The organism is Paenibacillus dendrobii (assembly GCF_009807035.1).
GTDB classification, from domain to species: Bacteria; Bacillota; Bacilli; order Paenibacillales; family Paenibacillaceae; genus Paenibacillus_AQ; species Paenibacillus_AQ dendrobii.
Genome location: NZ_WUBI01000005.1, coordinates 24,855 through 39,868 on the forward strand (window position 1 = coordinate 24,855; position 15,014 = coordinate 39,868).

A 15,014-nucleotide genomic window follows, 5' to 3' on the forward strand; every position below is an offset into this window, starting at 1 on the left:
CCCTTCTTTCCCTTCACTCAAATCTCATCCACGCTTACAGGACGTCAATTCCAAATTCCGACAGCATGTCGGAAAGTAGGGAAAGAGGAAGTCCCACGACGGTAAAATAACAGCCCTCTATCCGTTCCACCAAAGTGGCGCCTAATCCTTGAATACCGTATGCGCCAGCTTTGTCGCCGGGCTCGCCGCTTCTCACGTATGCATCTATTTTCTGATCCGAAAGTTCCTTCATCCTCACCTTCGTAGATTGATGTCTCACCAGTTTTTGACCGTTTGCCGCGTCAATGCATGCGACACCCGTATAAACGTGATGGGTCTTCCCCTGCAGAGATTTCAGCATCCGGAAAGCGTCGGCGTCATCTACCGGCTTGCCAAGAACCTGATCTTCCAAAACAACGATCGTATCGCTGCCGACAACAACCGCATTTTGGGACGGATCTGCAATAAGAGAATACACAGCCTGCGCTTTGCGCAGCGCCAAGCCTTCAACAATCTGCTGGGGGGTCCAGTCGCCAGGAGTATGTTCATCCGCATGACTGGGACGAATCTCGTACGGTATATGTAGAGAAGCGATCAGCTCCTGCCTTCTGGGTGAAGTAGATGCCAGTACGATACGGCGTGAATGGTCTGATTTCAATGAAAGGATCTCCTTTGTCTCTTTAGTTACAGCCTGCGATACAGCCACACGGAGACAATGATGCCGATCAAACTCAGCAGGCTCAGTTTCATTTGAATGGTGATGTCGTAGCTGATAATGTCCAAATTAGCTTGTGGTGACCACTTAATAGGTGTTGATGCAGTCAGAAAAGAAAGGGCTTGTACAGGTTCCAGGGCCTTTGCGATCCAGGCACCCGCCAGCCATCCAAGCAGTATAAACAAGAGCAGAATTCCTATGTTCTTTTTCATCCTTCTCTTCCCTCGCCATAATTTGACACACACCATATTATACGGTTATTTGAACCCCAATACAAACACAAATCCGGTATGGGGAACTATTTCCAGTTCCATACCGGATCTGCGTTGTCATCTGAAAAATGGCCCCTAAAGCCTTCATTTCCCGATCTCTTCGCTTAAATGGTGCTGTTTTCCTTTTTTCGGTCTTTCCATTCTGAGGCTATACTCTTCCCAGTTTTGATATCAACTCTTTTTGCTGGAGGATATATTGCATCATGCCGGCTTGTACTTCCCACAAATGGCCTTTGGACCGATTCCGGTTATACTCCGTGATGGCGGATATCGCACTGTTCATCGTTTGTTCCAGGTTCGTACCTATGACAGTTTCATCCGGGCCAAGTCCGGTTTGAAGCCGCTTGATCACCTCCAACCAGCGGCTGTGAAGATCCGTCAGAACCTTGGTATTCTCAGCATCCAAGGCTGCGGGATTCTCTTGCCCCAGCAGACCCGCGGACAGTTGGCTCAGCTTCGATACCAGTTCGGAGCTCACGGTAAAATATTCATTAACGGTATCTGCTCCCCCGACGAATGTCATCTCACTTGCAGCAGGCAGCGAGATTTCCCTGACATATAAATCGAGCCCTTGAGCCTTCAACTGATTACTAAATAGCTTGGCCTGCTCTTGGTCTGTCGACATGCCGGCATAGACGCGGTTCTCCTGATCGGGATCTGCACCTGCGGCGATTCCGAGCTGCTGCAGCTCTTTTTGAGCCTGAAGCACCCGCTCCCCACTGCTGAATACACCATACTGGAGCATATAATAGGATTGTCTCTGGACTTGTACAGCCACTGGAGCTGCCTTGTCCGCTTCTGCCGGAGCCTTCGCCACGTTTTCCGTACTTGTCTTCACAGGACTCAAGGAAGCGCCGGAGCCATCCTTGAAAAAGGACAGCACGACGAAGCCAAACAGAGCTCCGGTCACGATGGCGCCTGTGACGGTACCGATGATTTTCCATGGAGAAGAAGGACGTCTTGGGCGGTATGTTGCATCCACCAATTCAGGGTATACGGCATCTGCCAGGTTATGCAGATCATCCGTATGCTCCACATACCTATCATAGGGGTCAAAATCATATTCATATCCGTCATTCTGTTGATCGTACTGTTGATCGTACTGTTTGTCATCCTCTTCCTGATATGGCTGTGGACCCGCCAGCATTTCACTCCAAGGATCATCCTTATGAAAAGGATCCGACCAGCCCTGCATAGGACCCGGAATCACGTTCAAGTGATCCCGGTTTTTTTTCACACTTTCCTTTTCCTGCGTATGTTCAAGCCAGAAGGCGTGCTTGTCTTCGGAATGCCCCAAACGAGGATTATCCTGTCTCGCCTCTTTAGGCTTTTGCGGGGCGGACTTCTGTTCTTCCTGCGCAACATCGAGCTGACGGGAGCTTTCCTCATTGAAGCGGAAAGTCATTCTCGCTTTGTTCACTGTCATACACCTCACCCTTGTCTCATTACAAAGTATATATGACAGATTGTCCGAAGTTATGCCGCATGAACATCCCTAATTCGTCTACTCAAACGCAAAGCCGCATAAATAAAAAAACTGCCCCACTCCGCAATAAATTACGGGTGAGACAGCCTTTCCAATCATTCAAATAACAAGCATATGTAAGCGTCGGCCCTAAATCAGGGCTATAGCTCCTTGGCCAGCTGATAACCGACCTTCCATATATCGCCGGCGCCCATCGTGATCACGAGCGTTCCCGGCTGCATTCTTTGCTTCAGATCCAGCAGCACATCTTCCTTGGTAGGAAGATATCTTGCGCCGGCATTGCTGTTTTGAACAATCAGTTCAACCAGCTTCGACGAATGCACGCCTTCGATCTGCTTCTCTCCCGCGGGCGAGAAAATATCCGTGATAATGACCTCATCAGCTTCGCTGAACGCCCGGCTAAAGGCATCGAGCAGGAAGAAGGTGCGAGTATAGCGCTGCGGCTGGAATACGGCGATGATCCGTTTACCTGTCGCTTTGGCTGCGCTGATCGTCGCTTCAATCTCCGTCGGGTGATGGGCATAATCGTCGATAATGAGAATATCGTTCTTTTCGCCGAGCACCTGGAAGCGGCGCTTGGCACCATGAAACTTGGATATCCCTACAACGATTTGCTCAAACGGAATGTCCGCCTTAAGACAAGAGATAACCGTCGCCATCGCATTATACACGTTATGACGGCCCGGTACCGACAATTCTACCGTTCCGAGAAGAACTCCCTTGTGATTCATCTTAAACGAAACTTGACGATCGCCAAGCACCAGATCGGTTGCAGTATATTCCGCGTCCGTATCGATGCCGTACGTGGCTACCTGGCAGCGGATGCCCGGAATAATCGCTTGGATGTTGGCGTCATCTCCGCAGACCACGGCAGTACCGTCTTCCCGAATCTGATTCAGAAACTGGACATATGCACCCTTCAGTTTTTCGAAGTCACCGTCATAGTTCTCCAGATGATCGGCTTCAATGTTGGTCACGATGCCTAGCCATGGATGATACTGCAGGAACGAGCCATCGCTTTCATCGGCTTCCGCAACGACAAAGTCGCCTTTTCCAGCCTTCGCGTTCGTACCCACATTCATGATTTCTCCGCCGATAATGTACGTCGGATCGACCCCGCATTCTTCCATGACCAAAGCAATCATAGAGGACGTGGTCGTCTTCCCGTGCGCTCCGGCAACAGCTACGCCTTTACGCTCATTCAGCAGTCTTGCAAGCATTTGGGAACGATGGATAATCGGAATATTAAGTTGTTCCGCTTCCACACGCTCCACGTTATCTTTGGACAAAGCCGTCGAATACACGACCAAATCCGCTCCATGTACCTGCTCGGCCGTATGTCCGATATAGATTTTGGCGCCTTTGGCAGCCAACTTTTCCGTTAATTCCTGGGAAGCCACATCCGAACCTGTGACCTTGTATCCCATTTCCAGCATAACCCGTGCAATGGCGCTCATCCCGTAGCCACCAATACCGATAAAATGAACATGTTCAGAATTCAACAGATTTTCACCAACCTTTTTCAGAATCGGTCTGACCCAGCAGAGCGGCACGCACATCCGATATCAAATAAAGCGTGCCGGATACCACCGCCAAATCCTCCGCTTCTGTCCGTGACTTAAGTAGTTCTAGCGCGTTTTTCCAATCCGGTTCTACGATGATCTGCAAACCTGGTTTGCCGTAGGAATGCTTCAGCCCCTCCGCAATTTCATGCAGCGCTGCCGCGTCCATTTTTTTCCGGAAGTCCGGCTCGGTCAGGATAAGCGTATCCACTATAGGAAGTATATGCTTCAAGTAGGATTCATGATGCTTATTCGACAGCATTCCCATCATCAAATTTAAACGTTCATGCGGATAGTGCCGCTCAATGCTTTTCCGCAGGGATTCCGCACCCTCCGGGTTATGGGCTCCATCCAGCACGATCCGGGGCGAGCCCGAAATTTCCTCCATGCGTCCAGCCCAGACCGTCTCGCGGAATCCTTGTAAAATGTCCTCTTCATCCATAACGAAAGCCATGTATTGGCGAAGGATCTCCAGAGCCATCAGCGCCCCGGCCGCATTGGCGATCTGATGCTCCCCCTTCATCCCGATCTCAACATCATATTCATGGAAAGGGCCTTCGAAATGGAAGGATTGATACGGTCCCTGCTCACCCGTATATTCGTAAGTGAATTTTTCGCCAGCCAAATAGAGTGTTGTCCGGCATTCCTCTGCTTTTTTCCGCAGCAGTTCAATCACTTCCGGCTGCTGCACGCAGCTGACCACAGGCACGCCCGATTTGATAATGCCCGCTTTTTCAAAAGCGATCTGCTCTACGGTATCACCGAGAACATCGGTATGGTCCATCCCCACGTTGGTAATGATGGAAACCACCGGAAATACAATATTGGTTACATCCAGCCTTCCCCCAAGTCCGGTCTCCCATACGACAACATCCGGCACGCATTCCTCTGCGTAATACAAAATCGCAAGCGCCGTCGAAACCTCGAACATCGTAGGCGATCCCAGCTCGGTAGCAGCGATGTCCTTCACAATCGGATACAGGCGATTGGCAAGCGCCAGGAGGGTTTCCTCGGGAATATCCTCACCGTTATATTGAAAACGGTTCGTGAATTTGGTGATATAAGGGGATGTGAACGTCCCCACCGTGTAGCCGCTTTGCAAGAGAACCCGCGTCAAAAAAGCGCAGGTTGAACCTTTGCCATTTGTGCCCGCAACATGGATGAACTTCAGACGCCGGTGAGGGTTATGAAGCAGCTCCATCATTTTTTCAATTCTTGACATACCCGGGCGGATTCCAAAAGGAATCAGCCCGTTAATCCAGTCTACAGCTTCTGTATATGTGTTCAGGTACGCAGAGGCTTCAAATTGATCTCCCATTTGCCATTTCACCTTCTGAATTTATTTGGTCCAGGATGTAACGTTCCCCGGTCAATCGGTTAATCGTCCAATTAACCCTTCAATTCTTCGATCCGAGCAATCACTTTGCTCCGTTTTTCAGAGTAGTCGGCCATCTTGGCTTTTTCCTCTTCAATGACCTTCTCCGGTGCCTTGGAAACAAAGCCCTGGTTACCAAGCTTCTTCTCCACACGCTCCACTTCACTGTTCAGATTCTTCAGTTCTTTCTCCAGACGAGCAATTTCCTGATCGATATCAATCAGACCCGCAAGCGGCAGATACAGCTCTGCGCCAGTAACTACAGCTGTCATCGCTTTATCCGGAATCTCAAGTCCAAGACCCGCTTCAAAGCTCGATGTGTTGCAGAAGCGCGAAACGTAAATCTCATTGCGTTTAACCAGTTGAAGGATCTGATCGTCTCCTGCCTTCAACATCAGCTCGATCTTTTTGCTCATCGGCACATTGACTTCGGCCCGGATATTGCGCACCGCACGGATGACATCCATCAGCAAGGACATTTCGCGCGCAGCCTCGCCATCCTCAAGAGCAGGATCGAATTCAGGCCATGCAGCCAAGGTGATCGTCTCGCCCTGATGCGGAAGATGCTGCCAAATCTCTTCGGAGATAAACGGCATAAATGGATGTATCATGCGGAGCGTACGGTCAAGCACGTAGGAGAGCACCGATTTCGTCGTGTTCTTCGCAGCTTCGTCTTCCCCGTAAAGGGACAGTTTGGAGAATTCGATATACCAGTCGCAGAGGTCATCCCAAATGAAGTTATACAGCAGGCGGCCTGTTTCACCAAATTCATAGGCATCTATTAGACGCGTAATGTCACGGGAAGTTTCGTTCAAACGGTGCAGAATCCAACGGTCAGCCGTGCTGAGCTCGCCACTTATGTCAATGTCGTCATAAGTGAAGCCTTCCAGGTTCATCAAGGCAAAACGCGATGCATTCCAGATTTTGTTGGCGAAGTTCCGAGCCTGCTCCACGCGTTCCCACCGGAAGCGCAGATCCTGTCCCGGCGTACTGCTGGTGGAAATCATATAACGCATAGCGTCAGCACCGTACTGTTCAATAACATCCAAAGGATCTACACCGTTCCCAAGGGATTTGGACATCTTCTTGCCTTCCGGATCACGAACCAAACCATGCATCAGCACGTCCTTGAACGGGATCTCTCCGGTAAATTCAAGCGCCGTGAAAATCATCCGGGCAACCCAGAAGTAAATGATATCGTAGCCGGTAACCAATACGTCTGTCGGATAGTAACGTTTCAGATCTTCAGTTTGATCCGGCCAGCCCAGCGTAGAGAACGGCCACAATGCCGAACTGAACCAGGTATCAAGTACATCCTCATCCTGACGAAGCTCTGTGCTGCCGCATTTGGAGCACTTCGTTACATCGTCATGAGCCACATGAATCTCGCCGCAGGATTCGCAGTACCACGCCGGGATCCGGTGTCCCCACCAAAGCTGACGGGAAATACACCAATCGCGGACATTCTCGATCCAGTTCAGATACGTTTTCTCGAAACGGTCTGGTACAAAGTTTACGCCTTTGCCTGATTTTTGCGCTTCGATGGCGGCTTCGGCCAGCGGCTGCATTTTAACGAACCACTGCGTGGACAGATAAGGCTCTACAACAGCGCCCGTACGTTCACTATGACCAACCTGGTGAAGATGGTCTTCAACTTTGATCAGAACGCCTTGATCCTTCAGATCTTGAACGATCTGCTTGCGGCAGTCGCTGCGATCCATGCCCTGATATTTGCCGGCCAGCTCATTCATGGTACCCGTCTCATCCATCACCGTAATTTGCGGCAGGTCATGACGCAGGCCAACTTCAAAGTCGTTCGGATCATGGGAAGGCGTTATTTTAACGGCGCCGCTTCCAAACTCCTTATCAACGTACTCATCGGCAATAATCGGAATTTCGCGTCCTACGATCGGCAGAACGAGCATCTTTCCGATCATGTCCTTGTAGCGCTCATCCTTCGGATGAACGGCTACGGCCGAATCTCCGAGCATGGTTTCCGGACGCGTCGTTGCAACCGTAATATGTCCGCTTCCGTCTTTGAGTGGATAGGAAAGGTGATACAAATGTCCTTGAACCTCTTTGTATTCTACCTCGATATCCGAAAGCGCGGTACGGGCAGCCGGATCCCAATTGATAATGCGTTTACCGCGATAAATCAGCCCTTTTTCATGCAGCTTTACGAAAACCTCGCGCACGGCTTTGGACAGGCCTTCATCCAATGTAAAACGTTCTCTGGAGTAATCCAGGGAAAATCCCATCTTCGCCCACTGCTCATGAATGGTATCCGCATACTTGTCTTTCCACTCCCATACCTTTTCCAGGAATTTCTCCCTTCCTAGGTCGTAGCGGGTAACACCTTCCTCGCGAAGCTTCTGCTCTACCTTCGTCTGGGTGGCAATGCCTGCATGGTCCGAGCCCGGAAGCCATAGCGCATCAAAACCTTGCATCCGCTTGGTGCGGATCAGGATATCCTGCAGCGTAAAATCCAACGCGTGCCCGATGTGAAGCATGCCTGTAACGTTCGGAGGCGGAATCACAATTGTATAAGGCTTCGCGTCCTGCCGTTGACCAGCCTTGAAAAACTCCCCATTGATCCAGTATTTGTACCATTTTTCTTCGGCTGCCTTCGGGTCATATGTCGTCGGCATCTCTGTCGTTAATTTGTTGTCCTGCTCAGTCATATTTGCATTCCTCCATCACAAGATCAGCTTTTTGTTTAGAAAAACCAAAAAAGCCCTTCGTCCTCAAAGGACGAAAGGCTGTTCTTTCGCGGTACCACCTTTGTTTCGCGTATGCCTGTGAAAAAAAACATCGTAGGCATCAGGCCATCTGTCCGAAGACCGATTGCTTCTCATGTACGCGACACTTCATGCAGATAACGGCTGCAGCCGGTCATACCCTAACCCGATATGTATCACGGGATCAAGCAGACAACTCCCGGGCGACTTCGGCTGAAACAGCATCCTGCGGAATCTCACAGCGCAGCAATTCCACTCTCTGAAGGGCATGTCATCCTACTCTTCCCGATCATCGTTCTTAAAAAATATATGATTATCATAACTTGGTTGTTGACTTAAGTCAACATAGCTTGGTTTTTGTTGCATAACCGCATAATTGCCTGTTGCATTTATTATTATCATATGTATGATTCTTAAACAGGAGTTCCGGGCCAAAGCACAAAAAAGCGCCCGGCTTCTTCTTGAAGCGCCGGACGCCTTTTCATGCTCATGTTCATACTCATTCTTACGGAATGTACAGAATCTGGCCTTCCTCAATGGTCTGTTCGGCCAGCCGGTTGTAGAGCAATATTTCACGGGCGCTGAGCTGGTAACGGTTCGCGATCGTCTCAAGCGTTTCCTCCCGCTGCACGATGCAAAGCCGTACTTTGCGGAATTGATTTTTTTCAGTGCTGCTTCCAAGAAACAGATTCTGCCACTGGATTTCATCACTTCCGGTTGCTTCGCGTTCCGCCTCTTCCTTCTGGGCCTCTTCCGACACCGCTTGCTGCTCCTGCTCTTTCAAGGAACGGCTCGAAGCCAAAATCGAGGAGAAACCGATGGCTTCCTGATCATTAGTTTTCGCTTCTTTTTTGCTGCCGAGGGCGATCCGCATTTCACGATCATCCGATGCTTCTTCCTGCGGAACGGATTCCTGGTGAAAAGCGTTGAACGGAAAAACAGGCTCCTGATCAATGGAGGTCAAGTAGATATCCGTTTCCTGTTCCCCATCCGCCTGAACGGCCGTGTTGTCCGGGTGTAACAGCTCCGCCTCATCTTCGTGCTCGAAATGCCAAGCATTCGAAGACGCCTTAATCCCGCTGCGTTCCGAGGATTCCTTGTCCGTATGTAGCGCGGCGGGAGAAGCTTCTTCCTCAGCTGCCGGCGTCTCATCAACCGTCCGCTGCTGTGCAGCCGTTTGAGACTCGGGCGGGATCTCCGAAAATCCGGTGGCTTCAACCCCTTCAGGGACGATAAAGCTTTCCGCAGCATATATCGGGGCAGCGTTGCCTTCTGCCGCACCGGCATTGCTCGCTTCCCTGATCCCTGCCTCATCCGCGCCGCCCTCCTCTTCTAAGAAAGCTGCCAGAAGGGGATCGGTGGCCGGATCCTCCGACGCATGTACAACCGTAAATTCATCGGCATTCCATGAGGCAGCCGGGTCGCTCACTGCTGATTCAATTCCCCGAAGCGAGAGCACCCCCGTGATGTTCAGGCTTCGTTTGGACAATAGATCTACGTCAAAGTTTTCAATCTCAACGGCAATCTCGTCCAGCGAAGACACTCGGTTTGTAGGTACGGTAATTTCCACTGGGATGAAATGCTCCAGACGCTGCGTTCCGTCCTCCTCCCCATCGCCTCTGTACAAACCGCTGAGAAGCAAGTGGCCGCGAAGCGCGATCTGCTCCCCTTGGCTGATGACCTGAATATGAGGCAGCAGTTCGATTTCTTCCAGCTCGGCAATCCCAGACACATCTTCCGTTAGATGAATTCGTTCATAAATATCAAAGCGCAAACCGTAGGACTGGTCAAACACAGATAATGTCCTCCTTTCGGCATATTTCTAACCATGAGCCTGCTCACGGCATGAGCCCCAAAATGCGTTACTCATTCTATTTATATGCTCCAAATAGGAGGGCATTCCAGTTTTGCACCTGTCACGCGGTTTGTGCCGAGATTTTTTAGCGATGTAAGAGTCGCTAAAGTGACGTATCGCTCTAATGATCGATTGTCATATCCAAATTTTCCTGAACGCATCCCCTCGTCGCAAATAAATTCGAAGCCGAAACTATTTGCTTATGAAGTCTTGCTGAGCTCGCTATGAAGCTGCTTCAGATCTTCTGGCCAAGGATCTGTGATCTCAATCCGTTCTCCCGTGAACGGATGGGAAAATGCCAGACGTTCACCATGAAGCGCCTGTCTTCCGATCAGAGCGGTGCTGCCGCCATACATTGAATCCCCCAGCAGCGGATGCCCCAAATGGCTGAGATGGACGCGGATCTGATGCGTACGGCCCGTTTCCAGCTCCAAATGCACCAGTGAAGAATTTTTATACACCTCGCCAACACGCACATGCGTAACAGCGTTTTGTCCTGCCATGGATACTCGTCTGCGCTGCTTGTGATGTCGGTCTTTACCGATCGGCAAATCAATGACGGACAACTCAGCGGATACCTTTCCCTGTACAAAGGCAGCATAGCTGCGGGCTATGCGTTTGTTACGCATATCTTCGTCAAGCTTTAACTGTGCCCATTCGTTTTTGGCGTACAAGACAGGTCCGGACGTATGTTGATCCAGCCTGTGGATATGCCTCACTGAAATCTCTTCTCCCTGCATCTGAACATGCGCAGCAACCACATGATCCAGCGTCGGATCCATCTCGCCTTTTCGCCCATCGGGATGGATGTTCATGCCCGCCGGCTTATGCACAACCAAACAGAAATCATCCTCATACAAAACCTCTATCTCCCGCCATATCGGTTCAATTCCCGCCGGTTGAACAGGAAAGAGGGCCAGCCGCAGCCGGTCCCCTCTCCACTCCATTCCTTTATTGGCACGCAGATGCTTCAGAAGCTTTTCCGGCATTCCAAGCGTTTCAAGCAGCCAGGCTGCCGTAGCTTCGTCCCGATTATCAGCTCTGCTCATGGCTTTTCCGGGAGCCAGTTCCAGCCACTGGCCACGGCGTGTCCACGTGTTCACAGGTTTTTCAAGGCGTTGTAGTTAGCTGCAATGGTGGCATCAATATCCTCCACGCTATGTGCAGCCGATACAAACATCCCCTCGAACTGGGAAGGAGCTACGCTGACGCCCTCTTCCACCAAGTTGGCAAAATATTTGGTGAAGCGCTGAATATCGCTGCCTTTGGCCGTATCATAGTTCACGACGGGTCCTTCCGTAAAGAACGGGCAAACCATGGAACCCACCCGGTTCAAAGTCACAGGAATACCCAGCTCCTTGGCATTTTTCTCAAAACCGGCCGCAAGACGCGAAGCGCGTTCTTCAAGCTGCTCGTATACCGCTGGCGTCAGCAGTTTGAGAGTCGTGTAACCCGCAACCATCGCCAGCGGATTACCGCTGAGCGTTCCCGCCTGATAGATCGGTCCAGATGGAGCCACTTGCTCCATAATTTCACGTTTGCCGCCATATGCGCCGACAGGAAGTCCTCCGCCAATTACCTTGCCGAGGCAGGTCAGGTCAGGCGTAATGCCGAACAAGCCTTGGGCGCAGTTGATGTTCACACGGAAACCGGTCATAACCTCATCAAAAATCAGCAGGCTTCCGTAACGCGTCGTGATATCCCGAAGTCCCTGCAGAAAGCCCGGAAGCGGAGGTACAACCCCCATATTTCCGGCAATCGGTTCTACAATGACACATGCAATTTCTTCGCCAAAGCGTTCAAAGGCCACTTTTACCGATTCCAGATCATTATAAGCAACCGTAATCGTGTTTGATGCCACGCCCTCTGGCACACCAGGGCTGTCAGGCAAGCCAAGCGTTGCTACGCCGGAACCAGCTTTGATCAGCAAGCTGTCTGCGTGACCGTGATAAGAGCCTTCAAACTTCAGAATTTTGCTGCGTCCCGTATATCCGCGTGCGAGACGGATCGCGCTCATCGTAGCTTCCGTTCCCGAGTTGACCATCCGTATCACGTCAATCGAAGGAACCCGCTCGCAGACCAGCTTGGCCATATCCGTTTCGATCAGGGTAGGAGCGCCAAAGCTGGTGCCTTTCGCAGCCGTTTCCTGAATGGCCGAGATCACTTCAGGATGGGCATGTCCCATGATCAGAGGACCCCAAGATCCGATGAAATCGATAAAGCTGTTGCCGTCGATATCATAAACCCGTGAGCCTTTGGCGTGGTCGACATAGATTGGCGTCAGGCCAACCGATTTAAACGCCCGTACGGGGCTGTTAACACCGCCGGGCAGATAATGTTTGGCTTCTTCAAACGCGGTGCGGGAAGCCTCTTCTTTACGCTTTCCAGACATACTCATGAATGTCACTCCCGTTTCAGTATATTAACGCTCCTGCATCCAGCCGGCGGCGTCTTTGGCAAAATACGTAATAATGATATCGGCTCCGGCGCGCTTCATGCCCGTAAGCATTTCCTGCACGATCGCCTTTTCATTGATCCAGCCTTGTTGTGCGGCAGCCTTCACCATGGAATATTCGCCGCTGACATTATAGGCTACGAGGGGCAGATCGAATTGATCCTTCAAAGTCCGAATAACGTCCATGTAAGCCAAAGCCGGCTTGACCATCAGCATATCCGCGCCTTCAAGAACATCCGTTTCCGCTTCACGCAGCGCTTCGCGGGCATTCGCCGGGTCCATTTGATAGGTTTTGCGGTCGCCAAATTGCGGAGCGGAATCCGCAGCTTCGCGAAAAGGTCCATAGAATGCCGAGGCATATTTAACGGAATAAGACATGATCGGCACATGTTCAAATCCGGCTTCATCCAAGCCCGCACGGATTGCTTGCACGAATCCGTCCATCATATTGGATGGCGCGATAATGTCAGCTCCGGCTTTGGCTTGGGATACGGCGGTCTTCGTAAGCAGTTCTAGCGATTCATCATTCATGACATCGCCATGAACCTGACCGTCAACTTCAAACGTATGGACCATGCCACAATGACCATGATCGGTAAATTCGCAGAGGCAGGTATCAGCTACAACAAGCAGATGCGGATACCATTTTTTAATTAAGCGTGTGGCTTCCTGAACGATCCCGTTTTCCACGAAGCCCGAAGTGCCCACGCTGTCCTTCGTTTCGGGGATCCCGAACAGCAACACCGCCGGAATACCAAGATCTACGATTTCGTCCACCTCGGCCTTTAACGTATCGAGCGAAAAATGGTAGATTCCCGGCATCGAAGAAATTTCATTCTTCACGCCTTGTCCGTAAGTCACGAATATCGGCATGATTAAATCATTCACGTTCAGCACGGTTTCGCGCACCATATTGCGCATGCCTGTGGATTGACGCAGACGACGATGTCTTACAATTGGAAAACTCATATCTATGACCTCCTGTATCGCGTTTCATTCATAGTTCAAAACTTCATATTACATGTTGATGCTGATCTTTCATGTAGGAGCACAGCTCATCCACCAAACTCTCAATGGTGGCTTGCCCGGCAACCATACTTACCCGCAGACCCGCCTCACGGGCCGTCTTTGCGGTTACTTCCCCGATGCACGCAGCCACCGAGCGGCTGAGCAGCTGAACCGGGTCCTGCACACCCATCCGCTTCAACTTTTCAATCAAATGCGTAACGGTTGATGAGCTTGTAAAGGTGACCGCATGTATGGCGCCTTCCGAAAGCAACCTGATCAACTCATGATCCTCTTCCTGGCTCATGACCGTCTGATAGGTATCGACAGCCGTGACTTCCAGCCCCATCTCATCGAGCTTTTCCGGCAGCCATGTCCGCGCCAGATCACCACGCGGTAGCAGCACTTTCTGGCCAGGCATCAGTTCTTCGCCCAGCGTTTCGATCATGCCCTCAGCCTGAAATTTTCCCGGCAGTTCGACGGGAATAATTCCGCGATCCTTCAGTGCCTGCGCCGTTGCCGGACCTACGGCCGCGATCTTCGCGCGGTGAAGGCTTCGAATATCCCTGCCCTGCTCGGCCAAATGCCGGTAGAAGTATTCAACGCCATTGACGCTCGTGAAGAATACCCAATCATAGCCTTCCAGCCGGGAAAGGGAATCCTGAATCCGATTCAGCGTATCCCGATCCTGCGGATAGACCGTTTCAATGACAGGAAATTCGTATGACTCTCCGCCAAGCTCGTCAATCCGGCTCACGAGCTCGGATGCCTGAGATCGGGTACGCGTAACCAGAATCCGTTTGCCGAAAAGCGGAAGAACCTCTGCCCATTTCAGCTGCTCTCGCTGAAGCACCACATCGCCGACGACGATGACGGCCGGAGGCTGAAAATTCGCCTCCAGCACCCGCCGCTCGATATTTTCGAGGGTCCCCGTCAACGTATCCTGTTCAGCACGGGTTCCCCACCGCACCAGGGCAACCGGCGTATGCCCAGGCCGTCCGTGCTCCATGAGCTGATTCGCAATATATCCAATTTTGGACACGCCCATCATAAAAACAAGAGTGCCCGTAGCATTCGTGACCTTTTCCCAATCCATCATGCGGTCGAGTTTATCCGGACTTTCATGTCCGGTAATGATCGACAGCGATGAAGCGAAGTCCCGGTGAGTAACAGGTATGCCAGCATAAGCAGGAACGCTGATGGCAGCCGTAACCCCGGGCACGATTTCGTAAGCGATCCCGTTCTTTTTCAGCAGTCCGGCCTCTTCCCCGACCCGCCCGAAAATGGTGGGATCGCCGCCTTTCAAGCGCACAACGGTGTTACCTTCCAGCGCCAGATCGACCAGAAGCTGATTAATTTCTTCCTGCTTCATCGTATGACGGTCCGGCAGCTTGCCAACATATATTTTACGTGTACCCGGCTTCGCTTCCCCCAAAAGCTGAGGGGCCGCGAGACGGTCATAGACAACCACATCCGCTTTTTGCAGGCATTCCAGACCTTTCACGGTAATTAACTTGGCATGGCCCGGTCCTGCACCAACCAGATATACTTTTCCCGCCATCTCCACATCCC

General features: G+C 51.3%; 11 protein-coding genes and 1 other annotated feature. All 11 genes read right to left on the minus strand.

Translation table 11 applies throughout. The features are described from left to right. Nucleotides 1-34: 34 nt before the first annotated feature. Nucleotides 35-637, minus strand: a complete 603-nt coding sequence (locus tag GRF59_RS24325; protein ID WP_160500333.1) for a Maf family protein — start codon at nucleotides 635-637, stop codon at nucleotides 35-37. Between the two features lie 26 nt (nucleotides 638-663). Then, nucleotides 664-906 (minus strand): DUF4321 domain-containing protein, encoded by a 243-nt coding sequence (locus tag GRF59_RS24330; protein WP_160500334.1) that lies wholly within the window; start codon nucleotides 904-906, stop codon nucleotides 664-666. Between the two features lie 208 nt (nucleotides 907-1,114). Further along, nucleotides 1,115-2,392 (minus strand): SPOR domain-containing protein, encoded by a 1,278-nt coding sequence (locus tag GRF59_RS24335; RefSeq protein WP_160500335.1) that lies wholly within the window; start codon nucleotides 2,390-2,392, stop codon nucleotides 1,115-1,117. Nucleotides 2,393-2,592: 200 nt separating this feature from the next. Continuing rightward, nucleotides 2,593-3,957 carry a UDP-N-acetylmuramate--L-alanine ligase gene (murC, locus tag GRF59_RS24340; protein ID WP_160500616.1) on the minus strand — a complete coding sequence of 455 codons (1,365 nt, stop codon included), beginning with the start codon at nucleotides 3,955-3,957 and terminating at the stop codon, nucleotides 2,593-2,595. Between the two features lie 4 nt (nucleotides 3,958-3,961). Next, entirely contained in the window at nucleotides 3,962-5,332 is a 1,371-nt protein-coding gene (locus tag GRF59_RS24345; protein ID WP_160500336.1) for a bifunctional folylpolyglutamate synthase/dihydrofolate synthase, read from the minus strand. 71 nt (nucleotides 5,333-5,403) lie between these two features. Then, on the minus strand, nucleotides 5,404-8,070 hold the full coding sequence (locus tag GRF59_RS24350) for a valine--tRNA ligase (RefSeq protein WP_160500337.1): 2,667 nt from the start codon (nucleotides 8,068-8,070) through the stop codon (nucleotides 5,404-5,406). 63 nt (nucleotides 8,071-8,133) lie between these two features. Beyond that, nucleotides 8,134-8,429 (minus strand) — a binding site (T-box leader). A 203-nt stretch (nucleotides 8,430-8,632) separates the two neighbouring features. Beyond that, nucleotides 8,633-9,922, minus strand: a complete 1,290-nt coding sequence (locus GRF59_RS24355; protein ID WP_160500338.1) for a LysM peptidoglycan-binding domain-containing protein — start codon at nucleotides 9,920-9,922, stop codon at nucleotides 8,633-8,635. A gap of 260 nt (nucleotides 9,923-10,182) precedes the next feature. Next, complete coding sequence (locus tag GRF59_RS24360; RefSeq protein WP_160500617.1) at nucleotides 10,183-11,031, minus strand: RluA family pseudouridine synthase; 849 nt, start codon at nucleotides 11,029-11,031, stop codon at nucleotides 10,183-10,185. 50 nt (nucleotides 11,032-11,081) lie between these two features. Next, nucleotides 11,082-12,380 carry a glutamate-1-semialdehyde 2,1-aminomutase gene (gene hemL / locus GRF59_RS24365; RefSeq protein ID WP_202128858.1) on the minus strand — a complete coding sequence of 433 codons (1,299 nt, stop codon included), beginning with the start codon at nucleotides 12,378-12,380 and terminating at the stop codon, nucleotides 11,082-11,084. A gap of 24 nt (nucleotides 12,381-12,404) precedes the next feature. Further along, on the minus strand, nucleotides 12,405-13,406 hold the full coding sequence (gene hemB, locus GRF59_RS24370; protein ID WP_160500339.1) for a porphobilinogen synthase: 1,002 nt from the start codon (nucleotides 13,404-13,406) through the stop codon (nucleotides 12,405-12,407). 43 nt (nucleotides 13,407-13,449) lie between these two features. Continuing rightward, entirely contained in the window at nucleotides 13,450-15,003 is a 1,554-nt protein-coding gene (cobA, locus tag GRF59_RS24375; protein ID WP_160500340.1) for a uroporphyrinogen-III C-methyltransferase, read from the minus strand. Nucleotides 15,004-15,014 lie beyond the last annotated feature (11 nt).